The sequence below is a fragment of the Parabacteroides sp. AM58-2XD genome (genome assembly GCF_003463685.1).
GTDB lineage: Bacteria > Bacteroidota > Bacteroidia > Bacteroidales > Tannerellaceae > Parabacteroides > Parabacteroides segnis.
This window is the reverse complement of record NZ_QSDP01000011.1, coordinates 1-24833: the sequence shown is the minus strand read 5'-3', so window position 1 is coordinate 24833 and position 24833 is coordinate 1. Positions and strand designations below refer to the sequence as shown.

The 24833-nt window shown below is 44.9% G+C and carries 25 protein-coding genes, 1 tRNA gene and 2 pseudogenes; 22 read left to right on the top strand and 6 right to left on the bottom strand.

Features of this window, described 5'->3' with window-relative positions:
* Positions 1-85: 85 nt before the first annotated feature.
* The 6 genes and pseudogenes from DXA15_RS25440 (at position 86) to DXA15_RS04195 (ending at position 4983) form a co-directional block, all read left to right on the top strand.
* Complete coding sequence (locus DXA15_RS25440) at positions 86-448, top strand: DUF1016 N-terminal domain-containing protein (RefSeq protein WP_199676215.1); 363 nt, start codon at positions 86-88, stop codon at positions 446-448.
* Between the two features lie 304 nt (positions 449-752).
* Positions 753-1100, top strand: a complete 348-nt coding sequence (gene rplS / locus DXA15_RS04215) for a 50S ribosomal protein L19 (RefSeq protein WP_009859510.1) — start codon at positions 753-755, stop codon at positions 1098-1100.
* 185 nt (positions 1101-1285) lie between these two features.
* Complete coding sequence (locus tag DXA15_RS04210) at positions 1286-2470, top strand: sensor histidine kinase (RefSeq protein ID WP_128133237.1); 1185 nt, start codon at positions 1286-1288, stop codon at positions 2468-2470.
* Positions 2471-2488: 18 nt separating this feature from the next.
* Positions 2489-3247, top strand: a complete 759-nt coding sequence (locus DXA15_RS04205) for a LytTR family DNA-binding domain-containing protein (protein WP_128133236.1) — start codon at positions 2489-2491, stop codon at positions 3245-3247.
* Positions 3248-3397: 150 nt separating this feature from the next.
* Positions 3398-3834 (top strand): annotated as a pseudogene (locus DXA15_RS27875) (LytR/AlgR family response regulator transcription factor).
* A 102-nt stretch (positions 3835-3936) separates the two neighbouring features.
* Positions 3937-4983, top strand: coding sequence for a DUF2776 domain-containing protein (locus DXA15_RS04195; RefSeq protein ID WP_128133235.1), 1047 nt, complete (start codon positions 3937-3939; stop codon positions 4981-4983).
* A gap of 11 nt (positions 4984-4994) precedes the next feature.
* On the opposite strand, the gene DXA15_RS04190 is transcribed toward DXA15_RS04195, so the two are convergent.
* The gene (locus DXA15_RS04190; protein WP_128133234.1) at positions 4995-6197 is read right to left on the bottom strand and encodes a hypothetical protein; all 1203 of its coding nucleotides are present in this window, start codon (positions 6195-6197) and stop codon (positions 4995-4997) included.
* Positions 6184-7506 carry a DUF4270 family protein gene (locus tag DXA15_RS04185; protein WP_128133233.1) on the bottom strand — a complete coding sequence of 441 codons (1323 nt, stop codon included), beginning with the start codon at positions 7504-7506 and terminating at the stop codon, positions 6184-6186. The genes DXA15_RS04190 and DXA15_RS04185 overlap by 14 nt, the downstream gene beginning before the upstream one ends.
* 418 nt (positions 7507-7924) lie before the next feature.
* Between DXA15_RS04185 and DXA15_RS04180 the strand changes: the two are divergent.
* The 10 genes and pseudogenes from DXA15_RS04180 (at position 7925) to DXA15_RS04140 (ending at position 16064) form a co-directional block, all read left to right on the top strand.
* Positions 7925-8925: pseudogene (locus DXA15_RS04180) on the top strand (Kelch repeat-containing protein).
* Complete coding sequence (locus DXA15_RS04175; protein WP_128133232.1) at positions 8900-9271, top strand: DUF4907 domain-containing protein; 372 nt, start codon at positions 8900-8902, stop codon at positions 9269-9271. The pseudogene DXA15_RS04180 and the gene DXA15_RS04175 overlap by 26 nt, the downstream one beginning before the upstream one ends.
* 42 nt (positions 9272-9313) lie before the next feature.
* Positions 9314-9889: a DUF6597 domain-containing transcriptional factor gene (locus tag DXA15_RS04170; RefSeq protein WP_233566797.1), complete on the top strand. Its 576-nt coding sequence runs from the start codon at positions 9314-9316 to the stop codon at positions 9887-9889.
* Between the two features lie 20 nt (positions 9890-9909).
* Positions 9910-10152, top strand: coding sequence for a helix-turn-helix domain-containing protein (locus tag DXA15_RS25910; RefSeq protein WP_233566796.1), 243 nt, complete (start codon positions 9910-9912; stop codon positions 10150-10152).
* Positions 10153-10241: 89 nt separating this feature from the next.
* On the top strand, positions 10242-10610 hold the full coding sequence (locus DXA15_RS04165; RefSeq protein ID WP_010800538.1) for a VOC family protein: 369 nt from the start codon (positions 10242-10244) through the stop codon (positions 10608-10610).
* A gap of 380 nt (positions 10611-10990) precedes the next feature.
* On the top strand, positions 10991-12310 hold the full coding sequence (locus DXA15_RS04160; RefSeq protein WP_128133231.1) for an MATE family efflux transporter: 1320 nt from the start codon (positions 10991-10993) through the stop codon (positions 12308-12310).
* Positions 12311-12366: 56 nt separating this feature from the next.
* On the top strand, positions 12367-13767 hold the full coding sequence (gene fumC / locus DXA15_RS04155) for a class II fumarate hydratase (protein ID WP_128133230.1): 1401 nt from the start codon (positions 12367-12369) through the stop codon (positions 13765-13767).
* Between the two features lie 292 nt (positions 13768-14059).
* Positions 14060-14917 carry an AraC family transcriptional regulator gene (locus tag DXA15_RS04150; RefSeq protein ID WP_233566795.1) on the top strand — a complete coding sequence of 286 codons (858 nt, stop codon included), beginning with the start codon at positions 14060-14062 and terminating at the stop codon, positions 14915-14917.
* A gap of 49 nt (positions 14918-14966) precedes the next feature.
* Complete coding sequence (locus tag DXA15_RS04145; protein ID WP_128133228.1) at positions 14967-15710, top strand: alpha/beta hydrolase; 744 nt, start codon at positions 14967-14969, stop codon at positions 15708-15710.
* Between the two features lie 96 nt (positions 15711-15806).
* The gene (locus DXA15_RS04140) at positions 15807-16064 is read left to right on the top strand and encodes a hypothetical protein (RefSeq protein ID WP_128133227.1); all 258 of its coding nucleotides are present in this window, start codon (positions 15807-15809) and stop codon (positions 16062-16064) included.
* A 76-nt stretch (positions 16065-16140) separates the two neighbouring features.
* On the opposite strand, the gene DXA15_RS04135 is transcribed toward DXA15_RS04140, so the two are convergent.
* Both DXA15_RS04135 and DXA15_RS04130 read right to left on the bottom strand, forming a co-directional pair.
* The gene (locus DXA15_RS04135; protein ID WP_128133226.1) at positions 16141-16449 is read right to left on the bottom strand and encodes a hypothetical protein; all 309 of its coding nucleotides are present in this window, start codon (positions 16447-16449) and stop codon (positions 16141-16143) included.
* A gap of 250 nt (positions 16450-16699) precedes the next feature.
* Positions 16700-16786, bottom strand: a tRNA-Ser gene (locus tag DXA15_RS04130).
* 145 nt (positions 16787-16931) lie between these two features.
* Between DXA15_RS04130 and mltG the strand changes: the two genes are divergently transcribed.
* From mltG to DXA15_RS04105, 5 genes are all read left to right on the top strand, one after another.
* A complete protein-coding gene (gene mltG, locus DXA15_RS04125; RefSeq protein WP_128133225.1) occupies positions 16932-17975 on the top strand; it encodes an endolytic transglycosylase MltG in 1044 nt (347 codons plus the stop codon).
* Positions 17976-18058: 83 nt separating this feature from the next.
* Positions 18059-19657 carry a thiamine pyrophosphate-dependent enzyme gene (locus tag DXA15_RS04120; protein WP_128133224.1) on the top strand — a complete coding sequence of 533 codons (1599 nt, stop codon included), beginning with the start codon at positions 18059-18061 and terminating at the stop codon, positions 19655-19657.
* A complete protein-coding gene (locus DXA15_RS04115; protein WP_048314590.1) occupies positions 19654-20235 on the top strand; it encodes an indolepyruvate oxidoreductase subunit beta in 582 nt (193 codons plus the stop codon). The genes DXA15_RS04120 and DXA15_RS04115 overlap by 4 nt, the downstream gene beginning before the upstream one ends.
* A 5-nt stretch (positions 20236-20240) precedes the next feature.
* Positions 20241-20747 carry a peroxiredoxin gene (locus tag DXA15_RS04110; RefSeq protein WP_128133223.1) on the top strand — a complete coding sequence of 169 codons (507 nt, stop codon included), beginning with the start codon at positions 20241-20243 and terminating at the stop codon, positions 20745-20747.
* Between the two features lie 5 nt (positions 20748-20752).
* Positions 20753-21541 (top strand): 4Fe-4S binding protein, encoded by a 789-nt coding sequence (locus DXA15_RS04105; RefSeq protein WP_128133222.1) that lies wholly within the window; start codon positions 20753-20755, stop codon positions 21539-21541.
* Between the two features lie 5 nt (positions 21542-21546).
* Here DXA15_RS04105 and DXA15_RS04100 read toward each other — a convergent pair whose 3' ends face one another.
* Both DXA15_RS04100 and DXA15_RS04095 read right to left on the bottom strand, forming a co-directional pair.
* On the bottom strand, positions 21547-22230 hold the full coding sequence (locus DXA15_RS04100; protein ID WP_128133221.1) for a response regulator transcription factor: 684 nt from the start codon (positions 22228-22230) through the stop codon (positions 21547-21549).
* The gene (locus DXA15_RS04095) at positions 22227-23660 is read right to left on the bottom strand and encodes a sensor histidine kinase KdpD (protein ID WP_233566794.1); all 1434 of its coding nucleotides are present in this window, start codon (positions 23658-23660) and stop codon (positions 22227-22229) included. Before DXA15_RS04095 ends, DXA15_RS04100 begins: the two co-directional genes overlap by 4 nt.
* A 130-nt stretch (positions 23661-23790) precedes the next feature.
* Here DXA15_RS04095 and DXA15_RS04090 point away from each other — a divergent pair, with 130 nt between their 5' ends.
* Positions 23791-24423: a hypothetical protein gene (locus tag DXA15_RS04090; RefSeq protein ID WP_128133220.1), complete on the top strand. Its 633-nt coding sequence runs from the start codon at positions 23791-23793 to the stop codon at positions 24421-24423.
* Positions 24424-24833 lie beyond the last annotated feature (410 nt).

Genomic DNA, 24833 nt, shown 5'->3' with positions numbered 1-24833 from the left:
ACTCTTTTGACAGATGTCAGACAATTAATCGAACAAAGCCGTCTTCGTGTTGCTTCCGTTGTAAATTCAGAAATAAGTATGCTTTATTGGTAAACGGATCAGTGAAGATGTACTGAAGAATGAACGTGCAGAATATGGCAAACAGATCGTTGTTACTTTGTCGCAAGAACTTACATTAGTATATGGCAAAGGCTGGGGCGAAAAGCAATTGCGTCATTGTATGCGCTTCTATCAGATATTTCCTGAAGAGCGAATTGTATACACATTGTGTAGACAATTGACTTGGTCACATCTTCGTATGATAATGTTTATCGAAGATGATTTAAGGCGGGAGTTCTATATTGAAATGTGTAAAATAGAACGTTGGAGCGTCCGTACCCTCCGTGAACGCATTGATTCCATGTTGTATGAACGTACTGCTATCAGTCAGAAACCGGAACAAAAGTGAAGAGCATATAGAATTGATGCAACTGGATAAATGTAATATAAGAGTAGCTGATTATTTAACAAAGTTACCGGATAGAAAACTACTGGAAAAGAAATTTAGACTTTCAATAGAGCGGGCGAAAGCGAAATTAAATAATCATTTGGATGAAAAGAATTAAGTGATACCAAATGAATTATTCCGTAAACAATTTGCGTATCAAATAAATCTTTCGTTACTTTGCATCCGCTTTGCGCAATCTCTGTCGGGAGAAGTAGCCCGTTAAATTGCGTTTCATTTAAAATTACAATTAAAAAGCTATAAAACAATGGATTTAATTAAGATTGCAGAAGAAGCGTTTGCTACAAAGAAGGAATATCCTTCATTCAAGAGTGGTGACACTATTACAGTAGCTTACCGTATTAAAGAAGGTAACAAAGAACGTATCCAGCAGTACAGAGGCGTTGTTATCCGTATCTCAGGACATGGTGACAAAAAACGTTTTACTGTTCGTAAGATGTCTGAGAACATTGGTGTAGAAAGAATTTTCCCGATCGAATCACCGTTCATCGAAAGCATCACTGTAAACAAACTGGGTAAAGTACGCCGTGCTAAATTGTATTACCTGCGTGCTCTTACAGGTAAGAAAGCAAGAATCAAAGAAAGAAGATTCTAATCCTTCGGGATTTAATTGCCATACAAAAAAGCCATCCGATTCGTTTCGGGTGCTTTTTGTTGGGTAGGGATAAATGCTTTATAAGCAGGGGCAGGCGATTCGCCGATGTTTTTAGCCGTTTCGTCGGTTTGTGTTTTTCCGGCAGGGGAATAGGGTTATCTTTGTCACCTATAAATAAAACACTTATGCAACATTCCGTGAAAAACAATCTGCTGATTGGTTTTATCGTGTCAGTGCTGTTAAGCCTATTCGTCAACTTTACCATGTTGATGCATACTTATAAAATGCAGTCGCTGGGAGTCCCTTTCCCGGGGAACCATCCGTCCGGAGATGAATTTCTTTATTATTCCTTATTTTGGTTTTTCGTATATGCCTTTCTGCTGTTTATACTGGATTCTCAAATGTATAAGTTGGGCGACCGTCTGTTTTGTAATAAAGAATATAAAACAATCCTGTTGTCTGCTGGTGTGACAATCGTCTGTGGCATTGCGCTCTTTTTCATGTATCCGGTCATACACCGTTTTGTGATGATCGACCTTTTGGAAGTTGATCAAATGTTCCGTTCTGATGGTTTTGTTATAATGGAAGATGCAGCAAGAAAGAAAGCGGCACCCCCTACATCCCCTGATCCGCATATGTCTATGGTTCTCAGTCGGGCGACAGATTTCCCGAAACCTTTTCTGACGGAGCATCTGTTTATACTGTTAACCGTTTTGCTGAGTGTCCTTTTGATACGCCTGCTGAATGGAAAACAACAGATGATGCTTGAATATGAACAATTGAAGACTGAAAAACTCCAGACTTCATACAATGCTTTGATGGGACAGATCAACCCTCATTTCTTTTTCAATTCCCTGAATGGGCTGAACTCCCTGATCAGGAGCGGGGAGAAGGAGCAGACATTGACTTATCTGGATGAGTTGTCGAATGTTTTCCGTTATATCTTGCAGAGCAACAAGAAAGAAATGGTTACGCTGGCAGAAGAATTGCAGTTTGTGAAAGCATATACTTATCTCCTTGGCGTCCGTTATGAAGGGAAGCTATTCTTCTCTATTCAAGCGGCTCCGGCACTTTTATTATGGCATTTGCCCATCCTGAGTATTCTGCCGCTGATCGAAAATGCGGTTAAACATAATGTGATCAGTAAGCAGTATCCGCTGCAAATCGACGTTTATACTACTAAAGAGAGCCAACTGGTCGTATCCAACAGGGTACAGCCGAAGGTGGAAGAGAGCACGGGGAGCGGCATCGGGTTGAAGAACCTCTGGGGACGCTACCGGATGCTTACCGGAAAGGATATCCATATCTCCAACCGGAAAGATTATTTTAAGGTAACCCTTCCTTTGCTGAACGGTACCGGACGGGTATAACAAAAAAGATTAAACTGTATGAACGCTGTAATTATCGAGGATGAAACGGCTGCTGTTGGTAGCCTGAAAGCAATTCTTTCGCAAAACACCATGATGCCTGTCGAGGTAGTGGCCGAACTGGAGAGTATAGAGGAAAGCGTTACTTATTTCCATAACTATCCCCAGCCGGATATTATCTTTATGGATATCCACCTGGCTGACGGCTCAGCCTTCAAAATATTCGAACAGGTGGAAATCGCTGCACCGGTCATTTTTACGACGGCCTATGATGAGTATGCCCTGCAAGCCTTTCAGGTCAGCAGTATCGATTATCTGCTGAAACCGATCACGCTTATTTCCCTTGAACGGGCGTTAGGCAAATTGCGCCTCTTCAGCCCCGAAGAGCGGTTGGCCCATATCCGGCGAACGAACGATACCATACAGGGACGGCATGTCATAAAGAGCCTTCTGATCATGCTCACCGACAAATTTTACCCGTTGCAGGTAGAAGATATCCTGTATTTTTATACAATGAATGAAAAGGTTACTGCTTATACTTCCGACGGCAAGCTGCATCCGGTAGACCGCACCCTGGATGCCCTGGGCGACCAACTGGATGAAAAGCATTTTTTTCGTGCCAACCGCCAGTTCATTATCTCCCGGAAAGCCATTAAGGATATTGACCTCTGGTTCGGCAGCCGCTTGTCGGTCAACCTCACATTGCCTATTCCGGAACGTATCATTATCAGTAAAACGAAAACCCCGGTATTCAAGAAATGGATATTAATGGAAGAATGATCCGGTGAAATACTGCATCATCGAGGTGATTTTTTTCACCCTCTTCCTCCGGGCGATTCACCGACCCAATTCTACCATTTATCGGTTCTTAACCTTTGTTCACCGAATATTCTTATTTATTTGTAGTGTAAACTTAAAAGAAAAGCGACTATGTTGAAATGTATTACTTTCGATGGAGATGCTTCTACGTTGAATGCTCTGATGGGCTATTTTGAGAAGTTGGATAAAGCATTGGCTGATGTGCATGAAGTGTTGCACAAAGAACAGACTGAACAACCTGTTTTTGTTCGGGAAGGAAGTAAGATCATTCGCCTTCGTAAAGAGAGATTCTTTTTCTGGAAGGCTATGGCGATTATGTGAAGATTCATCGCACGAACGGCAAACCGCTGCTTTCGCAGGTCAGCCTGAAGCGGTTTGAAGAAAACCTCACCGACAGTTTGTTTTGCCGTGTGCACCGTTCTTATATCGTATCTCTTTCCCACATCAGTTATATTGAACGGAAACGTATCCGCATCGGTGACGAGTTGATCCCGATCAGCGACTCCTACCTTCCGGCACTTATGGGGCGGTTGGCCTTGCAGGAATAGGTCTCCCTGTCCCTGATAACTAAAAAGATTCTATAAAAATGTAATTTGAGGAACAATGCCGTAATCCTGTCTGTTTGGAGGGAAATTAAAAACAAATAGACTATGAATTACGGCATTAGTGTTCTTTTCAGGGCTATACCCTTGTTGATGGCCCTGTTCTGTTTCGGTTACGGCTGGTTCGTGTATGAATATGGAACCGACCCGAGCCGTTTTGTGGCCGGCCCGGTCGTATTTTCTTTGGGTATGATTTGTATAGCCCTGTTCTCAACGGCGGCAACCATTATCAGGCAGATCATTAATACTTTCGGAGAGATCAGCCGGTATGCGCTTCCGGCATTGGGATATTTGTCGGCTATCCTGACGGTCGTTGCAGGGATATGGATTATGCGGTCGCCCGATACGGCATCGTTTGTAGCCGGTCATGTAATCTGCGGAGTGGGACTGATTACCGCTTGTGTAGCCACAACAGCTACCTCTTCCACCCGGTTCACCATGATTACCGTCAATTCGAAAAAGACAGGCCATGATATTCCGCCCGAGGCTTTTACCCGTGCCCAGGGACTGACCCTGATTGCTATTGCCGGACTGATCGCCTTGACCGCCTGGATATGGGCATTCTGCCTGTTAGCCCATAGCGACCAAGGCTCGAAATATTTTGTGGCCGGACATGTGATGATCGGCCTGGCCTGTATCTGTACGAGTCTGATTGCCTTGGTAGCGACTATTGCCCGGCAGATCAGGAATATATTTTCTCCTACCGAACGCGAATTCTGGCCTATTATGGTATTGGTCATGGGTAGTATTTGTGTTGTATGGGGAATTATCCTGATCCTGGCTACCATCAATCCGGCAAACGGTACAACAGGCTATATCATGATCGGACTGGGACTGGTATGCTATAGCATTTCCAGCAAAGTGATCCTGCTATCCAAAATATGGCGGCACGAATTCAAATTATCAAACCGTATTCCGTTGATACCTATATTTACGGCATTGACTTGTTTGTTCCTGTCCGCCTTCCTGTTCGAACTGGGTTCCGCACATGCTTACTATTTTGTTCCGGCCAGAGTTTTAGCCGGCTTGGGTGGCATCTGCTTTACTTTATTCTCCATTGTCAGCATTCTGGAGAGCGGGACATCTTCGAAATAGAAGGCTCCCGATTACAGTTTCAACTTATAAAACAACTCACTCAGCGTATACGAAACCGTCATCCCGAAAGTGCTTTGTCCGTATACATCATTGTTTAGTTGGGTCTTGTCGTAGTAAAGGGCTACGTTGATCCGTCCGTTCGTTACCGGAAGTCCCATTCCGGCACTGAAGCGGTAAGCGTAACCTTTTTGCCCGTTGATCTGCAAGTAAGGAGTCGACAGGTTTACCCCGGCCTTATATGAACTGCGTTTCCAGAAACTCGAAGACGAATAACCGTTGGGCGAATAATCGAACCCCAGCCGCAACTTATGCGAATCCCTGAATTTTACCCGGCTGTCGCCCGATGAAAGGCTACTGTACTGGTGGAAATCATAGTCGAGCGCATAAGTACATTTCTTGTAGGCCAGCGAGCCGCCTATGCCGGCAAATTGGGGCAGATATTGGGTCGTATTCCTTTTGCTCTCCTCCGTTTCGCTGCTGCTATAAACGATCGCGATCGAATTTTCAATGCTCAGACGCTGTTTATATCCGTAAACGGCCCCGATTGTAAAAGCCGTCTCTTTTCCGATCTGGCGGTGATACTGCAATCCGAAATCAGCATAGAACGCATGCGTGTACATTCTGTTCTCTACGGAAATGCTGCTCTGGCTTTCCGTAAGTTTGGTGTTTCCGAAGATGTAACTGACGTTGACGCCGACCGATAGATTCTTGCCCAACATAAATGCATTGGTCAGGTAAACCTTCGACAGCCCGCCATATCCTTCGAACGTACTTGTATAGTATGAACCGGGTGAACCTTCCAGCGGTTCCGTACTCTGGAAATAATAGCCGACCGATGAATAAGGGGTCAATCCCGCTGCCATATACCAGTGCGGCATGATACGTCCTGCCAGCGTGAAAGCCGACATATTCCCGGTGAAAGCATTGCTGTTGCCGTTTTTCGACTGGTATGACTCGCTTTTCATAAAGGCGGATGTCTCGGCAAACAACCGGAGCGTGTCGAGCCCCGTCAGGCCAGCCGGATTTTCCGTATTGAGCAACCAGGTGCCGCGCATACCTGTCGATACACCTCCCATTGCCGAATTGGAGCCATACAATCCCGTTACGATCTCGCCGATCCCGAACATCGAGTAAGGCGACGAGGTCATTATATTTTGTGCATGGACGGGAAGGGTCAGTAAAAGGAATAGAGTCAGATGCTTAATAACTTTCATATACTTTGTAGATTAGCTGTAAAACAATGGGCGAACGGCCTTGCTGGTCGCTGAAGGTCAGGTTGCGGAATGTCTTTGTATAAGTATCTTCGTTGAATACCAGTTGCAGGTTATGCTTATACATACCGAAAGTTCCCAGTTCCTGTTGCATAAAACTGGTAATGTCGAAGTAATAATAGGTATTTTCATCATACGTATCGTCTTTTACCAGTGTTCCGCTTTGCACCTCTTCACCGAGATAGTCGGTCACGGCATCGGTAACCACGTTGTTCTCGTCGGCGATATAAAGATAAAGGCTGTCGGGTAGGGCATTCGTTGCCGAAAACGTGCCCGGTTCAGGATAAATCTTTAGCAGTGCGCTTTCAATCGCCACCTGCTCTCCCTGCATAAGGATATTATTGATATAAGGAAATTCCAGGCGGGCATACCATCCCAGTCCGCCAAATAAAACACCCCTGTTATCCAGTTGGGAGGAAGGGATTTCCTTCTGGCCGGGAGGAAACGGTTTCATCGCCGTACCGCTCCGGTCATGCTCGTAATGGTTGAACTGGGTGCTGGTATTGGGCGTAAAGGTCAGTTCCTGTTCGTTTTCCTTTTCATCTATTATATGGTAATGGAGAACGAGCACGGCTGAACTGTCGGCCACCTGGAAGGAGAGGAGCGACTGGTTGTCGGCCCCTTCGGGAATAACGACCAGCCCTTTGAAATAATCTTCGAAATAATCGGAGTTCACCTGTACGTCGCGGCTGTGGAAACGGGTCAGGAAATCCTGGCCCATTTCGTCCGGGAGGCGCACTTCCACCTCTTCCCCGCTGTTCGGCCGCGGGATAAAGCTATGGCTTGCCAATGGTTCGGGTTCATAGGTGAACGACGAGGTGTTATAAAGATAACCGTTGTCTCCCAGCCTGAGTTTCTGGGTCAGCCTGTGTACGTTGAAGCGTTGGGCCTTCAGCGTGTCGCCGATATAATAACCTCCGTACCTGAAGGTGAGCATAAGCGAATCGAGTACGACGCGCTCGTCTATATCGGTATTATAGGAAGGACGGTTATAGGATACATAACCGGAGGAGGACATTTTGCCCCATACCGGATGCGTATATTCACCCAGCAAGACGAGCTCCTTGCTGGAGGTTTCCAGCGAGTCGATCAGCATGGCTGCGACTGTCACCGTACTGGTGTCGGTACTGATATTGCGGAATGCCGAAGATACTAATCCGTTACCATACTTATTACTCTCGTCATAGCAGGATTGGAAGAGGCAACCGGCTGTTGCCAGGCATATCCATAGCAGAAAAAGGCTTCTTTTCATATTTGAATTTGTTTGTTTCGTTGACTTATAGTGACTGATGGTAACTGTTTCCCCTCTCGAGAGGGGATAAGGGGTGTGTTATCTTTTCGCCTTATCAGCAAGCTTTAACACACCCCCTGCCCCCTCTCAAGAGGGGAAAGGTTACTCCCATGACTATAATTGGATAGCTCATTTTTGGGGGCAAAGAACTATATTTGATATCTTCTGTGCAAGAATAACCTGCCAATGCCCCGGATTTCTCTGTTAATCGCCTGATTCCGCAGATTAGTCGGCGGTAAGCCGGAAACAATGTCCGAAAAAGCCTTTTACCTCCCATAAATACCCGTTCATCGGACAGGAACCGCCATTTGTCGATTTAATTTGCCGGTGTTTTGGATACTTTATTCTTTTGCAACCGTAAACAGTAACACGTTATATGATGACACGAAAAAGATTATTTCTGTTCCTGCTGGCCTTGCTGCCTCTGGTAATGGTATCCTGTGGGGATGACGATGATGATGATTTGATGGGTAAGTGGTATCGCGTATCCGACTTCGACGGTCTGGCACGTAGTGATGCTTCTTCGTTTTCAATCGGAAATAAAGGGTATCTGGTCTGCGGGTATGATGGAACAAACCGCCTGTCGGACTTGTGGGAGTATGATATGGACCGGGATTCCTGGACACAAAAAGCAACCTTCCCCGGTACGGCCCGAAACTCAGGGGTGGCTATGACCGTAGATAGTAAGGGTTATTTTGGAACCGGCTATGACGGAGCGAATAAGCTGAATGATTTCTGGGAATATGATCCTACAGCCAATAACTGGACGCAGAAAGCCGACTTTCCCGGAACGGCGCGTTACGATGCGGTGGCTTTCGGTGTCAGCGGAAAGGCCTATATCGGTTGCGGTTACGACGGAAATTATCTGAAAGATTTCTATGCCTTCAATCCTTCTTCCAACAGCTGGCAGCAGATCGTCAGCATCGGAGGTACGAAGCGGCAGGGTGCCACCAGTTTTGTTCTGGACAACAAGGCATACGTTTGCTGCGGCGTGAACAACGGGACTTATGTGGACGATTTCTGGATGTTTGACCCGTCCACGCAATCATGGACCAGTTGCGCGACATTGCCGATACATCGGATGATGATTATGACGATGATTATAATATAGTACGTAAATATGGTACGGCTTTCGTGATCGACGGAGCTGTCTACCTGACCTGCGGTGAAAGCGGGAGCATACGTTCTGACACCTGGAAATATTATCCTGCAACCGATTTGTGGGAGAATGTAGCCAAATTCAAAGGTACGGCCCGTACGGTTGCGGTCGGCTTCTCCAATGGTGAGAGGGGATTTGTGGCAACGGGTAAAAGCAGCACTTACCGTTTTGATGACGTTTGGGAACTTCACCCTTATGAATACGACGATGATGACTATTAAAGGTAGAAAAGCTCTTTGGGGCTTGGTGCTGCTACCGGTACTTATTTTACTTATTTATTTCCGTCCCGGAGAAAAGGGGTCTCCGGACGGCCGGCAACCGGAGTTGCAAACGTTTCAATTGGAGGATGGCTGGGGCTATCGGATCGTGATGAATGAGAGGGTGTTGATATATCAGCCCACCATTCCTGCAATTGACACGCTAAGGTCTTTCCCTGATGAGGCCAGTGCCCGTAAGATCGGCGCGCTGGTCCTGGAAAGGCTCAACAACAATGAAAATTTTTCAATAACAATGGATGATATTAAACATTCACTCTCTGATTTAGAAACAAACGATAATTCAACGTGAACGTCGGAAAGGGCTGCCAGTGATGGTCGCCCTTTCTTTTTAATGAGTATATTTGCCGGCGTGGAATCCTTTCAACTCATATTACCATCGCCGGCACTTGCTCCTTATATCAGGCATTACTGGTTGCTGGAAACGGATAGCATTGCCCGGAGTACCGAGCGTATTATTCCGTGTGGTAATATCCAGATGCTTTTCTACCGTGGAAATCCGGTCTCGCTTTCTTCCCGGCAGGATACCCGCCGCCTGGATAGCCAGTCCGTCCTGTGCGGGCAGTTCGTCGGCTTCTCCGACCTAAGCTATACCGGAAATATAAAGATACTGGCTGTCGTTTTCCATACCTATGCCGCCAATGCATTTTTTCGTATGCCGGTCAGCGAATTTTGCGACCGGAAGGTTACTGCCGATGAGGCAGGCGACCGCGAACTGCTGGAACTGGAAGACCGCCTCCTATACGAAGCAGACGACCGGAATTGTATCCGTCTGGTCGAACAATTCCTCCTTCGCCGGTTAAATCCCCTGAAATCGTATAACCTGGAGCGCATGCATTCTGTGGTCTCGACGATCGACCGTGAAAAAGGGAGATACGTGTATCCGACCTGGCATCTTCCGTCTTTTTAAGTACCAAGCAGTTTCAGCGTGTGTTTACCGGGCATATAGGGATCAGTCCCAAAGATTTCCTGCGTATAGTCCGTTTCCAGCATGCTTTGTATATGTTGCAGTCTGTTCCGGGCATGACCTTTTCGCGGCTGGCCTGCGAATGCGGTTTCTACGACCAGCCCCATCTTATCAGCGAGTTTAAAATATTCTCCGGCTATACGCCGAAGGAATACCTGTCCCTCTGTGCACCCTATTCCGATTATTTTTCTACCGAAAACGACTAATGTCCTTTTTTTCCAAGTTTGCCCCTTCGGCGTGTCCTACCTTTGCATTGTCAATTGGCAGAAATAGTTTAACGACAAAAAAAGTGAACATGAAAAAGTTAGTTTCTTTCTTCGAGATCCCTACGGCAGATTTTGGCAGAGCCGTGAAGTTTTATGAAACAGTGTTGAACCTGGAATTGAGCGTGATGGAATGCGAATCCGAAAAGATGGCTTTCTTCCCCGACGAGGACGGCTTGGCTCCGGGTGCTATCTCATGGGCGGCCGACTTCCTTCCGGCAAAGAACGGTGTGCTTGTCCATCTGAATGTGGACGACATGGATGCAACGCTTGCTCTGATCAAAGCCAACGGTGGCAGCATCGTCCGCGAAAAGACAAAGATCGAATCCGAAGACCGCGGCTATTTCGCAATGTTTTCCGATAGCGAAGGAAATACGCTGGGATTGTATTCTGATAAGTAAACATGCTTGAAGGAGGTGCTGCAAAATCTGTTTTGTCATGGCGAACTTGGTCCGACAACTTATACTATATTGATTACAATGTTTAGTATGCGATCCCGGGTCAAGCCCGGGATGACAGGATAGAGACTTTGGGCACCTCCTTGTTATTTCCTGAAAAAACTCCTACATTTGTTCCCGAATCAAATAATCCGATTATTCAACTTATGAAGTGGCAACTCTGTATATAGCGTCGTTCTCCCGGACATAAGGCAAAAAACTGTTTTGCCTGACTTTCGCTATCCTATTTTATACAGGGTACAATCTATTTATTTTTTAGTATTCATGGTCGCGGTATGTTCTCTGGCGGGAACGTATGCCGACGCTATATATTAAGTTGAATTATGAATTTCACATACAAACAGATCTGGCTCATCAACTATCCCGTGATGATGAGCATTTTAATGGAACAACTGATCAATATTACCGACGCTATATTTCTGGGGCATTACGGGGAGGTTGAGCTGGGCGCTTCCGCCCTGGCCGGCATGTATTACCTGATTCTTTATATGCTGGGTTTTGGTTTTAGCCTCGGATTGCAGGTCATGGTGGCACGCCGTAACGGCGAACAGAAATACGATGAAACAGGAAAGGTGTTTTTTCAGGGATTGTTTTTCCTGGTAGTGCTGGCGGCTTTCCTGTTCTTGTTATCCAAATGGATTGCACCGGTTATTTTATCTGGATTGGTCACTTCGGATGAGGTCTATGGTGCTGTAATAGATTATCTCGACTGGCGGACATTCGGGCTTCTGTTTACTTTCCCGGCGCTGGCTTTCCGTTCTTTCTTTGTCGGGATTATCAAAACCAGGGTGCTGACTGTCGGGGCTGTGGTTATGGTGACGACCAATATTCTACTGAATTACCTGTTGATATTTGGTCATGCAGGGTTTCCACGATTGGGTATTTCCGGTGCCGCTCTGGCTTCGACCTTGTCTGAATTGTCTTTTTTAATCGTCTTTCTTGTCTATATCTTCCGGGAGGTAGACAAACGTCAGTATGGCTTGCGGCCTGTGTATGACGGGCGGTTATTGCTCCGTTTGCTTCATCTCTCCGTGTGGAGTATGATGCATGCTTTTATCAGTGTGGCTCCCTGGTTCTTCTTTTTCGTGATGATTGAACATCTGGGAGAAAACATACTGGCTGTAGCCAATATCATCCGGAGCATATCGACGGTCTTTTTTGTGATCGTCTGCTCGTTCTCGACAACAACGGGATCGTTGGTCAGCAATCTGATAGGGGCAGGCGAATACGGAAAGGTGATGCCTTTGTGCCGTAAAATGGTTTGCCTGGGTTATTTTGTAGGACTTCCTTTGATTGTGCTGACCTTCTTTTTCTCCGATGCGGTGTTGGGCGTCTACACGAAGAATGAGGAGTTGATCCGGATTGCCTTCTGGCCTTTTACGGTCATGCTGGCTAATTACCTCTTTTCGGTTCCGGCTCATATTTATTGCAATGCCGTTACCGGAACCGGAAGGACCCGTACGGGTTTCCTTTTTGAAGTGGTCACGACGGTTTTCTATGTGATATACCTGTATGTATTGTCCGCGACCCCGAATCTCCCTCTCGCTGTGTATTGGACGACGGAACATCTTTATGTTCTGTCTCTCTTCGTCTTATCTTATTGGTACATGAAGTGTGTATATAAAAAGACATACCGGTTGTAATCGTAAACAATTCATAATCTGAATGGTTTTATAAGAAAAACTAATAAGAAGAAGTTATGGAATGTCGGATAGAAAAAGATACCATGGGAACCGTCAGGGTTCCTGCGGATGCTTATTACGGAGCGCAGACGCAACGTAGTATCGAAAACTTTGAGATTGCACAAGATATAAACCGTATGCCCAAAGAGATTATTTATGCCTTTGCCTACCTCAAAAAAGGAGCTGCGCTGGCCAATAAGGATGCGGGTGTGCTGTCGGTGGAAAAGTGCGATCTGATAGTACGTGTCTGCGATGAGATACTGGCGGGCCACCTGGATGAGGCGTTTCCCCTGGTGGTCTGGCAGACCGGTAGCGGCACGCAGACCAATATGAATGTGAATGAAGTGATTGCTAACCGTGCACATGTCCTGAATGGCGGAAAACTGACCGATGAGGTGAAGGTTCTGATGGCTAACGACGATGTGAATAAATCGCAGTCGTCTAATGATACGTTCCCGTCGGCTATGCATATCGCCGCTTATAAGATGCTTCGGGAGAATACGATTCCGTCTCTGGAGTTGTTGCACCGTACCCTCGTCATGAAAAGCCGGGAGTTCATGCCGATCGTCAAGATCGGGCGTACCCATTTTATGGATGCGACTCCTTTGACTTTGGGGCAGGAGTTCAGCGGGTATGCCGCCCAACTGGAATACGGCATCCAGTCGATAAAGAATACATTGCCGCATCTGGCGGAACTGGCGCTGGGAGGTACGGCTGTCGGTACCGGTATCAACACTCCGGAAAACTACGGGGAGAAGGTGGCAAAGAAAATATCGGAACTAACCGGTCTGCCGTTTGTCACGGCACCCAATAAATTCGAGGCGCTGGCAACTCATGATGCGATCGTTGAAACGCACGGGGCGTTAAAAGGTGTCGCAGTCAGCCTGATGAAGATAGCCAACGATATCCGTATGCTGGGTTCCGGTCCGCGTGCGGGAATCGGTGAAATCCGCTTGCCGGAAAATGAGCCGGGCTCGTCTATCATGCCGGGGAAAGTGAACCCGACCCAGTGCGAAGCTCTCACCATGATTGCGGCGCAGGTCATGGGGAACGATGTGGCGATCTCTGTAGGCGGTGCGTCGGGACAGTTTGAGTTGAATGTGTACAAGCCGATGATTATTTATAATTTTCTGCACAGCGCGCGGTTGATCGGTGATGGTTGCCGGAGTTTCAACGACCATTGTGCTGTCGGTATCCAGCCGGTAAAAGAGACTATAAAGAAACATCTGGACGACTCCCTGATGCTGGTGACGGCACTCAATCCGAAGATCGGTTATTATAAAGCAGCTTCGATTGCCCAGAAAGCATTTCGTGAAAACAAATCGTTGAAGCAGGCAGCCGTTGATTCCGGGTTGCTTACGGCCGAAGAGTTCGATGAATGGGTAGATCCTTCCGGAATGGTAGGCAGGATTGAGTAACTTAATCTTCTTGTAAGTGATTGATAAAGTGCAGTTTTTGTAGTATATGCAGGAACTGCGCTTTTTTATTTTCGGAAAGCGCCGGACAATAATAGCCTCGCCGTATTTCCGTAGCAGATATGTAAACATTAACGATGGATATGTGAGTTGTTTAACCGGAAAAAGTTATACATTTGTTTCAAATTGTGAAATGAGCCTTTTGTATAGTGAGTGAATAACCGACTGAATGCGATACCGTTGTAAAGGTAAATATGAGGAAACACTAATGTCGGAATTAAAAATGGGGGATGTAATGAAAAAGTTACTTTATTTGGAAGAGTATATATCTTGTAAAGATTATTCTCCGGATATTTTAGTTGGATTTAAACATCGTATAGTAAGAGAGGAGAGTGAACTGAAAGAGCAGGACAAGGATTGCCATCATCTGATCTTTTTCCTGGAAGGTGAAGCTGTTATTTGTTGTAATGAGCAAAGAAACAGAATCATCCGGTCGGATGAGTTTATATTGATCCCGAAGTCCTCTGATTTTTTCTGTAAGATAGTATCTGATTCCAACCTTGTTATATTTACGTTTGACCGTTTCCCCGGTGCTTGCAATAAACTGGAACTTCAATCGCTGGCTCCCCTTAGTCGTGAGATCGAATATGATTATCAGCCGACTGTTATATATCCGCCTTTACGTTTATTCCTGGAGACTATCATAGAATACCTGGAGTCGAAGATGAACTGCAAGCATTTGCATGAGATAAAGTCGATGGAGCTGTTTTTGCTGTTTCGGGGATTTTATCGAAAAGAAGAGTTGGCTTATTTATTTCATCCTATCGTTGGAAAATCGCTGGATTTCCGTTCCCTTATACTTGAAAATTATCTGAAGGTGGACCAGGTGGACGGGTTGGCAAAAATAGCCGGTATGGGACGTACGAATTTTAATAATAAGTTCAGGGAAGAGTTTGGAATCTCTCCCCATCAATGGTTATTGAAACAAAAAGCAAAACATGTGCGTTTTAAACTGGCCGAACCGGGAAATACGCTGAGTGATGTTATGCAGTTGTATAAGTTTAACTCGGCGACTCATTTTACACGTTTCTGCAAGCAGCAGTTTGGCTGCACTCCTTCCGAATTATTACGTCAGCTGAAAGCCGATAGATGATCATTTGAACAAAACCACTATCTTTATGCTTATAAAGTAAAAATGATATATGGAAGGAAGTAAAGTGCAATCACCCGGACTATGGAGACGTTTGTCGTCGTTGGTAAACTGGCTTTGGAAAAAGGAGGCGGAAGATATTACTGTCTATTTTATTTCCGGGATGTGCTATAACTGTAAGGTCTTTGACAAACTGCGGCTTCCGAAGGGGTATAAAAAAGCCTATATCGAATGGTTTATTCCCAGCCCCGACGAATCATTGTCGGAGTATGCTCATAAGATGGCAAAGACGATCGACACCTCGCGTCCGTTTATCCTGATCGGTTATTCTTTTGGTGCCGTTATCATGCAGGAGATGACACTTTTCCTGAAACCGGAGAAGTGCGTTATCATTTCTTCCTTTAAAAGCAAAAGGGAAATCCCTATTCTTTTCCAGGCAGTCCGGAAAGTCAATCTGATGGAGTTTATGCCTAAACGGCTTTTCTCGTCGACCGACTTTATTACCAATGCCTTTAACCGCCTGGTATATAATGCCTCCAATTCCGATCTGGCAGAGTATATGACTGTTACCGATCCCATATATATCAAGTGGGCGGTAGAACAGATCACTGACTGGGTACCGGACAATAAGAGCGAACACCTTTACCATATTCATGGCACGTCCGATCAGATCTTTCCTTATGACCGGCTTGAAAATGTCTTTCCCGTTGAGGGAGGCGATCATCTGATGGTGGTCAAAAAGGCGGATACAGTCAGTTCCATTCTGGATATCATCTTGCTGAAGAAAGAGGATTGATTCCCTGTTTTAATAGAATAATTGCTAAATCTGGCAATAGAAATGAGCCTTTTGGTTGTTGAGTGGGTTATACTGAACAATCAAAAATAAATGATTATGGCAAACAGGTTTAGTGACAAGTTGACGACAGAGGAACGCAAGGAACTTCCTTCCTCTGATTTTGGCCTTCCGGAAACCCGTGAGTTTCCTATGCCCGATGCGGCCCATGTAAGGGCTGCCGAATCTTATTTCAGATATGCACCCGAGGATAAGAAGCCGTTGCTGGCTTACCGTATCCTGCAAAAAGCAGCGGAGTTCGGTGTGGATGTGCAGAGTCCGGTTATATTTGAATGGGCTGAAAAACATGAGAACTAAAAACAACAAAACGTCCGGACTTCCCTGGGGACGTCCGGACGTTTGTCTTAACCGACATAACTGTTGTTATTAAATTTTATTTTACTTCTTCGCCTTTGTCATTGAAGGTAACCGTGCTTTCCGTACCTTCGGCTGTAGCGATAACAAGTTTATAAGTCTTGGCTCCGTCTTTTTCTGCTACAGAGGCTTCTTTGATGGTCTGGCCTGCATAGGCTTTTTCAACTGCTGTTTTCACTACTTCAGGAACATCTGCCACTTCAATCTTTGTGTACTCATCCTGAGTAGACTGACAGCAAGCTACTGAATCAACACTTGTTTCTGCTGCGATAGCACTCATACAACCAACACCCATAACCATTGCCATTACTACTAATACCTTTTTCATGATCTTAATTTTTTTAATTCAACAATCTTTTATTACTAATACGCTTAATGTAATTCAATTTGTGTGCCAAACGGATGGTCTGATTGCGTAATTGTTGATAATCAGTAAATTATGTGTATTTGTGATTGTGCCAGACTGTAGAATGGGGATGTGGAATTGGGGAAATGTGATGAAATTTTCCTCAATGGCAGGTTCGTTTTAGGGATAAAACAACAAAGGCTGTCAATCTTTCGACTAACAGCCTTTGGAGCGGAAGCGGGGGGATTCGAACCCCCGGTACCCTTACGAGTACGTCAGTTTAGCAAACTGGTGGTTTCAGCCACTCACCCACACTTCCATGTGTTCTGTGCTTCTTCCTTAGAATTGCGCTGCAAAGATAGGCGGATGTTTTTAAATAAACAAAGGATTTTGCATCTATTTTTTCGGAAAAAGGTATTACTTTTGTGACCTGTTCTGATAATCAGTATTTTATTGGAGGAAAAATGAATAAGAAAAAACAGGGGAAGCGTAATATACTAATTGGGATTGTCGTATTTTTGATCTTTTTGCTGGCGGGTACAGGTTTCTGGGGATACCGTCTGGCATGGGCGCCTAACTTTACTCCCAAAGAAACGGTTTATCTGTATATAGGAAAAGACAAGGATTTCGGCGAACTTTGCCGTCAGTTGATTGATTCGGCCGGCTGCAATCGTATCGGAAGTTTTAAACAGTTGGCCGGATTCCTGCAATACCAGGGAAATATGAAGACCGGCCGATATGCGGTATCGCCGGGAATGAGCAACCTGGAACTGTTGAACGATCTGCGGCGCGGTCATCAGGTGGCAACCCGTCTTACCTTTAATAATATCCGCTTTAAAGATGATCTGGTGGAGCGGTTGGACGAACAGTTGATGCTGGATACAGAGGACCTGCTTGTCTTGCTGAACGATTCGGCTTATTGCGATTCGCTGGGATTTACTACCGAAACAATCCTCTCCATGTTTATTCCGAACACCTATGAGGTCTATTGGAATATTCCCGCAGAAAAACTGATGCAGCGTATGAATCGTGAATATAAAGCCTTCTGGACGGAAGCACGTATGGAGAAGGCAAAAGCGATTGATCTGACACCTGCGGAAGTCGCCATCCTGGCCTCCATCGTAGAGGAAGAAACGGCTGCGGCAGATGAATATCCGATTGTGGCCGGTTTGTATCTGAACCGTTTGCATCGTGGCATACCGTTACAAGCCGATCCTACCGTCAAATTTGCAGTGGGTGATTTTACCTTGCAACGTATCCTGTTCGAACATCTGGAAATAGATTCTCCATATAATACATATAAATATGCCGGGTTGCCGCCCGGACCGCTGCGTATCCCGACTATCAAGGGGATGGACAGCGTTTTGAATTATATGAAGCATAATTATCTTTATATGTGTGCCAAAGAAGATTTTTCGGGCCGGCATAATTTCGCGGCAACGTTGGCAGAGCATAATCGCAATGCAAACCGTTACCGGGCTGAACTGAACAGGAGAAAGATTCGGTAGGCTTTTTGCTTTTTGTTTATGGTAAAAGCTGTATCTTTGGCTGTTGGTATAACATAAAAATCAATTTAAGAAAACAAATATACATGGAAAAACAACTATTCTTGGGGGATGAGGCTATCGCACAGGCTGCGATCGATGCCGGTATTTCCGGTGTTTATGCCTATCCGGGTACCCCTTCAACTGAAATTACCGAGTATATACAAGGCTCGGCAGTAGCGAAAGAACGGGGGATACACAGCCGTTGGAGTACGAATGAAAAAACAGCAATGGAGGCAGCTTTAGGTATGAGTTATGCCGGAAAGCGTTCACTTTGCTGCATGAAACATGTCGGACTGAATGTGGCGGCAGACTGCTTTATGAATGCCGGAATGAGCGGTATCAACGGTGGTATGATTATTATTACGGCCGACGACCCTTCCATGCACTCATCACAGAACGAGCAGGATAACCGTGTATATGGAAATTTTGCTATGATCCCGATGCTGGAACCATCCAGCCAGCAGGAAGCATACGATATGGTATATGAAGGTTTCGAACTTTCGGAAAAACTGGGTTATCCGATCCTGATGCGTATTACTACCCGTATGGCGCACTCTCGTGCCGGTGTGGTAACGCGTCCGATCAAGGAAGAAAATACGATGAGTTGTCCGCCTGACGGCCGTCAGCGTTTTATCTTGCTTCCGGCTTTGGCACGCAAACGTTTCAAAGTATTGCTGGAAGCGCAGAAAGGGTTTACCGAAGCGGCTGAAAGTTCAAAATATAACCAGTATTTCGATGCTCCCAACAAAGAGATGGGTATCATTACAACCGGTATTGCATTCAACTATCTGGCGGAGAATTATCCTGACGGGTTCGAATATCCGGTATTGAAGATTACTCAATATCCGTTGCCACGCAAGTTGGTAGAAAAGATTACCGGCGAATGTAAGGAAATTCTGGTGCTTGAAGAAGGCTATCCGGTTGTGGAAGAGCAATTGAAAGGTTTCTTGGGTAAAGGGATAACTGTTCACGGTCGTTTGGACGGGACTTTACAACGTGACGGCGAGTTGACTCCGGATGCCGTAGGCAAGGCTTTAGGCAAAGATATTACCAGTTACTATGCTATCCCCGAAGTGGTGGAACAGCGTCCGCCTGCATTATGCCAGGGTTGCGGTCACCGCGACGTGTATGAAGCATTGAATGAGGTGCTGGCTGAATATAAAGACCCGAAAGTATTCGGCGATATCGGTTGTTACACGTTGGGAGCTTTGCCTCCGTTCCGTGCAATCGACTCTTGTATCGATATGGGGGCTTCCATTACAATGGCGAAAGGGGCTTCTGATGCCGGTGTATTCCCGGCCGTATCGGTAATTGGTGATTCTACTTTCACGCATTCCGGTATGACCGGTTTGCTGGATTGTGTCAATGAGGATACAAACATCACAATCGTTATTTCCGATAATGAAACAACGGCTATGACCGGCGGTCAGGATTCAGCCGGAACAGGACGCCTGGAAGCTATCTGTGCAGGTATCGGTGTCGATCCCGCCCATATCCGTGTCATGATCCCGTTGAAGAAGAATTACGAAGAAATGAAACAGATCATCCGCGAAGAGATCGAATATAAAGGCGTATCTGTCCTGATCCCGCGTCGTGAATGTATCCAGACATTAACAAAAAAGAAAAAAGCAAGCAAGAAATGAGAGTAGATATTATATTGTCAGGTGTAGGAGGACAAGGTATCCTCTCTATTGCCGCCGTTATTGGAGAAGCCGCTTTGAAAGAAGGTTTGTATATGAAGCAGGCGGAAGTTCACGGAATGAGCCAGCGTGGTGGCGATGTACAGTCGAACCTGCGTTTGTCTGATCAGCCGATCGCGTCCGACCTGATTCCGAAGGGACATGCCGACCTGATCATTTCCCTGGAACCGATGGAAAGTCTCCGTTATCTTCCTTATCTGAAAGAAGATGGTTGGTTGGTGACTAATTCACAGCCGTTTGTCAATATCCCTAATTATCCGGATATGGAGAAAGTAAACGAAGAGCTGGATAAATTGCCGCATAAGGTTATCCTGGATGTGGAAGCTATAGCTAAGGAAGTCGCTACGGCCCGTGCCGCCAATATCGTGATGTTGGGTGCTGCTGCTCCTTTTATTGGAATTGAGTATAATAAAATAGAAGACGGTATCCGTCGTATCTTCGGTCGTAAAGGGGAAGAAGTGGTTGAGATGAACCTGAAAGCTCTGAAAGCCGGTTACGATGTTGCCCAAAGAATAAAATAAAGCCTATGAAGAAGTACCTCTTAACCGTCCTGCTTGCAATTTTCGCGTTTGTAGCCCGTGCTCAGAACGATGGTGATATTATAAAAGTGGGCGACCAGATGCCTGCATTCACGATCGTTTCCGACGATGGTAAACAAATCTCGTCTGCTTCCCTGAAAGGGAAAGTAGTGCTGATAAATTTCTTTGCAACCTGGTGTCCTCCCTGTCAGAAAGAACTGGCGGAAGTACAGCAGAAGTTGTGGCCGAAGTTTAAGGATAATAAAAACTTTCAGATGTTGGTGATTGGACGTGAACATACAGATGCCGAGTTGGCAAAGTATAATGAGAAAAAAGGTTTCACCTTCCCGTTGTATCCGGATAAGAACCGTGCCATCTTCGGAGCATTTGCAAAGAACCTGATTCCCCGTACTTATCTGATAGGTAAAGACGGAAAAGTGATTTATGCCGGCAAGGGATATACCGAAGATGAGTTTGCCGGATTGATGGATAAGATTGGTGCATCTTTAAAGTAAACGATATGCAATATCAGAATATACATTTAATCTATTTCTCTCCGACGCATACTTCGGCAAAAATAGCTTATGCAATTGCCGAAGCGTTGGAAGCGGATACTTTGTCTGAATCGGATATTACCCATGAAGGATTGAAGGAACCGCTTTCGATGGGAGGGAATGAACTGGTAATCGTTGCGGCTCCTGTATATGGAGGCCGCGTTGCGGAGACGGCTATGGAGCGCATCCGTATGTTTAAGGGAAACGCAACTCCGGTTATTCCTGTCGTAGTCTATGGAAACCGCGATTACGAAGACGCTTTAAAGGAATTAAGCGATGCGCTCTCCGCTCAGGGATTCGTGCCGGTGAGTGCCGGTGCCTTTATCGGTGAGCATTCATACAGCCGGAAAGATATGCCTATTGCCGCCGGTCGGCCGGATAAGGACGATTTGTTGAAAGCATCCGAATTCGGTAGCGAAATTCTGAAGAAGCTGGATAACGTATCGACGTTGACGGATTTACAGCCGTTGGAGGTAAAAGGAAATTTCCCGTACAAGGTAAAAGGTCCTTCCACTCCACAGGCTCCTGTGACGGATGAGGATTTGTGTACACAATGTGAGTATTGCATCGATGTATGCCCTGTTGCAGCGATATCGATTGTCGATGATCGTATGTTCAGTGATCCGTTGCTTTGTATTAAATGCTGTGCCTGCGTAAAAGAATGTCCGGAAGGGGCCCGTACTTTCGATACCCCCTATACGGCTATGCTTCATAAAAACTTCAGCGCACGCCGCGAACCTGAATTGTTTATTTGATTTTACTATATGATCAGTTTATAGCCGATCCCCCGGATGTTCACAATCTGAACCGAGGGATCGGCTTTTAATTTTTTACGTAGCTTGGTGATAAAAACATCCATGCTGCGGGCATTGAAAAAGGAATCGTCTCCCCATAACTCCAGTAAAACCGGTTTACGGTGCAATACATCATTCGTATGTTGGCAAAGCATGCGTAGAATCTCGGCTTCCCGATGCGATAATGTTTCTGTTTGGTCGCTTATCTGTAACGTCTGACGGGGATAATCGAACGTATATTGACCGATGCTGAAAACCTCCGGTCGCTTTTCTTCTTCTATGATTATCGGACGGTTCAATAAGGCAAGGATGCGGACGATAAGCTCTTCCATATCGAATGGCTTTTTCAGATAGTCATTTCCTCCCAGGTGAAAACCGGTTACCAGGTCATCGACCGATGAGCGTGCGGTAAGGAATAAGATCGGTGTCCGTGTGTCGGTTTGACGAATCATTTTGGCAAGCGTGAATCCATCCATTTGAGGCATCATCACATCCAATACCAGGATATCCGGTTTTGAACGGTGATATAAAGACATTGCTTCATTGCCGTTTGCCGCAATTGTAATTTGGAATTTCCGGCGGCTTTCCAGGCTGTCTTTGATTATTTTAGCTAATGCTATTTCGTCTTCGGCTAATAATACATGTATCATTTCTTTTCCGGTATTATAATAGTGAATGTAGTTCCTTCTTTTTCTTTGCTTTCAACGGAAATAGTCCCGTTATGCCGCTCTATGATGTCTTTGACATAGCTGAGTCCGAGTCCGAAGCCTTTCACGTCATGTATATTCCCTTTGGGGACACGATAGAAACGTTCGAATATGCGGTTTAGTTGAACGGTAGGGATGCCTATACCGTTGTCTGTCAGGTCGATTTGAGTCCCTTTCTCTATTTGGTTTATCTGAATGGAGATTTGTACGCTTTTTCCGGAGTACTTGATTGAATTATCGAGCATATTGCTGATTACATTGGTGAAATGCAGTTTATCGGCATATATCGTCAGTTCCTCAGGTTCACAGACGATCTGAAAAGAAACAGGTTTATCTGTCTTTAGCGTAAACTGTTGTGCCAGAATATCTATGACCGGTTTTATCCGGAAAGTCTCTTTTTGCAGCCGGAAGTTTTTGCGCTCGTCGACAGCCATGCTAAGTATCTTTTCAACCAGGCCGGAAAGATGCTTTAATTGTTGGCGGCAAAGTGTGAAATATTCCTCCCGTGTCTCTTTTTGTTCGACGAAATTGAATGTTTGCAAAGCGTCGATAGCCGAGTAAGTAATGGTGATCGGAGTCTTCAGTTCATGGGTCATGTTGTTGACGAAATCATTTTTTATCTGGGCGATCGTTTTCTGGCGTAAAATGGTTCGTATCAGGTAGATATAACAAGCTGTCGTAATGATAATCAGAAAGAATGAGGCGAGAAACAGTGGCCCCATCCGCTTGAGTACTGTCTCTCCGGGTGCAATGATAAATCCTTGCATGCCGATACTATCGTCACTGTTAACGCCTATTTTTTGGGTGGCAAGCAAATTGGTCGGATTCTGGTTATCCGGCAAAGAAGAGGCTAGGAGAGTGTCATTGCCTAGTGTAAAGTCGATAAAATGTCGGTTGTATATACCTTCTGCACGAAGAAAGCTTGACCATAGGCTGTCGGTTTTTTCAATGTTTACAGGAGAAATCCCGTTAATAGCTTGCCAGATTCCTTTGAATGCCATTCTCATCATGGGAGTATTTTCCGGTTTATAAGCCTGAAAAACGGTACTGTCAGTTTCATTGAATAATTGGAGCCGGGTACGGGAATAATATTTCCGGGGTGTCTGTTGGGAGGCTGTGTGGGAAGTACTGTCCATAAAAAAACCAAATTCCACTTGGCCATGTGGTGCACCGGGTGTCGTGTCGTTTTTCATTTTTTCCATCCGGTCTGTCAGATCTTCATTGATTGCTTGCTGAAGTGTTTCGTTGATAATTCTTCTGATTTGTTGTTTTTCTATGTTATAACTGTTCCATAACCAATATCCCTGGAAAAAGAATATTCCCAGGACCGATAAGGAAACGAAGATCAGTATAAGACGCATTTGTAATTTCATATTACAAATATAACTTGATTTGTCTTCGTTCATTCCGGTGGTAACACTAAATAACAGAAGAAGGCAATGTGGTAACGGTTTGATTAGGGGGCTCTTTCTATATTTGTATTGTCTTAAACGAAAGAATAATATGAAGAAGATACTGGTTTTATTATTGCTATTGCCTGTTGTCGCATCTTATGCTCAGGAAGGACAGAAGATTAATGCCGGTTTCAAATATTTATTCGGTTGGCATTACACATTGAGCCAAATAGGTAATCCTGGAGTTATTGCCGCTGATATCGGATATGAATTTGATTTTGTCCCTTTCTTTGGGGTTAATGCTGGTTTTGGTGGAGGTGGTTTTACACAGCGAGTTGGGTTGGGAGGATTAAGAGGGGATAATTTAGTCTATAAAGGTTCTTTTTTTTCTCTTCATATCGCTCCGAAGTTTTATTTGCCAATTAAATACGAAGAAAAAATTGACCGTTCCCATTATATCTTTATTGAAAATAAATTTGCTTACAACCGACTGAATTGGAATTTCGATCGTTTGGCTAATAAGGGGCAATCTATTCATCACGAATTTGAATATGTGATAAAGGCTGGTTATCAGTATCCGGTAGGTCGTTCTTTTTCTATAGCCGCTTGGTTGGGATATAGTACGTTGGATTATTATAAATCAGGAATTGTTGAATCTGATAAGAAACTGAAAACATCGACTCCTATAGAAATAGGGATTGGTTTTAGTTATATTTTTAAATATGGGAAGAAAAATATTTAGTAATCCTGAGTTTTTTAGGGTTATGTATAGATATTTTTTCCTTTCCTTAATTTTCGGCGTAGACTTGTATCGAACTCAGCCCGATTACAGTATAAGTGATTCGTTTGATATATATCAAACGCAAAGAACACATATATGCTTTATTCATTTGATAATTGTTCTTTATTCGTTTAATATATATTGAAAGAATAAAAGAAAGGGAAGTCGTGTCCTGAAATAAGTTGACAAAAACCTAAAGTAATCGTATTGTAGAATCGAAAGATTTGAGTTGTATCGGTAAGTGAGGAATATTATTTCAGTCTTCTTTGTGCGTACATTATATAACATTGTCTCCGGTAAAAAAATAAATGAAAAATAGTTTGTAAAAAGTTTGGAGCGTATGTAGTAATCTACTACTTTTGCACCCGCAT

Bases quoted from the DNA above. Each gene is read 5' to 3' on its own strand.
- rplS (WP_009859510.1), top strand. From the start codon at position 753: ATGGATTTAATTAAGATTGCAGAAGAAGCGTTTGCTACAAAGAAGGAA.
- DXA15_RS04210 (WP_128133237.1), top strand. From the start codon at position 1,286: ATGCAACATTCCGTGAAAAACAATCTGCTGATTGGTTTTATCGTGTCA.
- DXA15_RS04205 (WP_128133236.1), top strand. From the start codon at position 2,489: ATGAACGCTGTAATTATCGAGGATGAAACGGCTGCTGTTGGTAGCCTG.
- DXA15_RS04195 (WP_128133235.1), top strand. From the start codon at position 3,937: ATGAATTACGGCATTAGTGTTCTTTTCAGGGCTATACCCTTGTTGATG.
- DXA15_RS04190 (WP_128133234.1), bottom strand. From the start codon at position 6,197: ATGAAAGTTATTAAGCATCTGACTCTATTCCTTTTACTGACCCTTCCC.
- DXA15_RS04185 (WP_128133233.1), bottom strand. From the start codon at position 7,506: ATGAAAAGAAGCCTTTTTCTGCTATGGATATGCCTGGCAACAGCCGGT.
- DXA15_RS04175 (WP_128133232.1), top strand. From the start codon at position 8,900: ATGAATACGACGATGATGACTATTAAAGGTAGAAAAGCTCTTTGGGGC.
- DXA15_RS04170 (WP_233566797.1), top strand. From the start codon at position 9,314: ATGAGTATATTTGCCGGCGTGGAATCCTTTCAACTCATATTACCATCG.
- DXA15_RS04165 (WP_010800538.1), top strand. From the start codon at position 10,242: ATGAAAAAGTTAGTTTCTTTCTTCGAGATCCCTACGGCAGATTTTGGC.
- DXA15_RS04160 (WP_128133231.1), top strand. From the start codon at position 10,991: ATGAATTTCACATACAAACAGATCTGGCTCATCAACTATCCCGTGATG.
- fumC (WP_128133230.1), top strand. From the start codon at position 12,367: ATGGAATGTCGGATAGAAAAAGATACCATGGGAACCGTCAGGGTTCCT.
- DXA15_RS04150 (WP_233566795.1), top strand. From the start codon at position 14,060: ATGAAAAAGTTACTTTATTTGGAAGAGTATATATCTTGTAAAGATTAT.
- DXA15_RS04145 (WP_128133228.1), top strand. From the start codon at position 14,967: ATGGAAGGAAGTAAAGTGCAATCACCCGGACTATGGAGACGTTTGTCG.
- DXA15_RS04140 (WP_128133227.1), top strand. From the start codon at position 15,807: ATGGCAAACAGGTTTAGTGACAAGTTGACGACAGAGGAACGCAAGGAA.
- DXA15_RS04135 (WP_128133226.1), bottom strand. From the start codon at position 16,449: ATGAAAAAGGTATTAGTAGTAATGGCAATGGTTATGGGTGTTGGTTGT.
- mltG (WP_128133225.1), top strand. From the start codon at position 16,932: ATGAATAAGAAAAAACAGGGGAAGCGTAATATACTAATTGGGATTGTC.
- DXA15_RS04120 (WP_128133224.1), top strand. From the start codon at position 18,059: ATGGAAAAACAACTATTCTTGGGGGATGAGGCTATCGCACAGGCTGCG.
- DXA15_RS04115 (WP_048314590.1), top strand. From the start codon at position 19,654: ATGAGAGTAGATATTATATTGTCAGGTGTAGGAGGACAAGGTATCCTC.
- DXA15_RS04110 (WP_128133223.1), top strand. From the start codon at position 20,241: ATGAAGAAGTACCTCTTAACCGTCCTGCTTGCAATTTTCGCGTTTGTA.
- DXA15_RS04105 (WP_128133222.1), top strand. From the start codon at position 20,753: ATGCAATATCAGAATATACATTTAATCTATTTCTCTCCGACGCATACT.
- DXA15_RS04100 (WP_128133221.1), bottom strand. From the start codon at position 22,230: ATGATACATGTATTATTAGCCGAAGACGAAATAGCATTAGCTAAAATA.
- DXA15_RS04095 (WP_233566794.1), bottom strand. From the start codon at position 23,660: ATGAAATTACAAATGCGTCTTATACTGATCTTCGTTTCCTTATCGGTC.
- DXA15_RS04090 (WP_128133220.1), top strand. From the start codon at position 23,791: ATGAAGAAGATACTGGTTTTATTATTGCTATTGCCTGTTGTCGCATCT.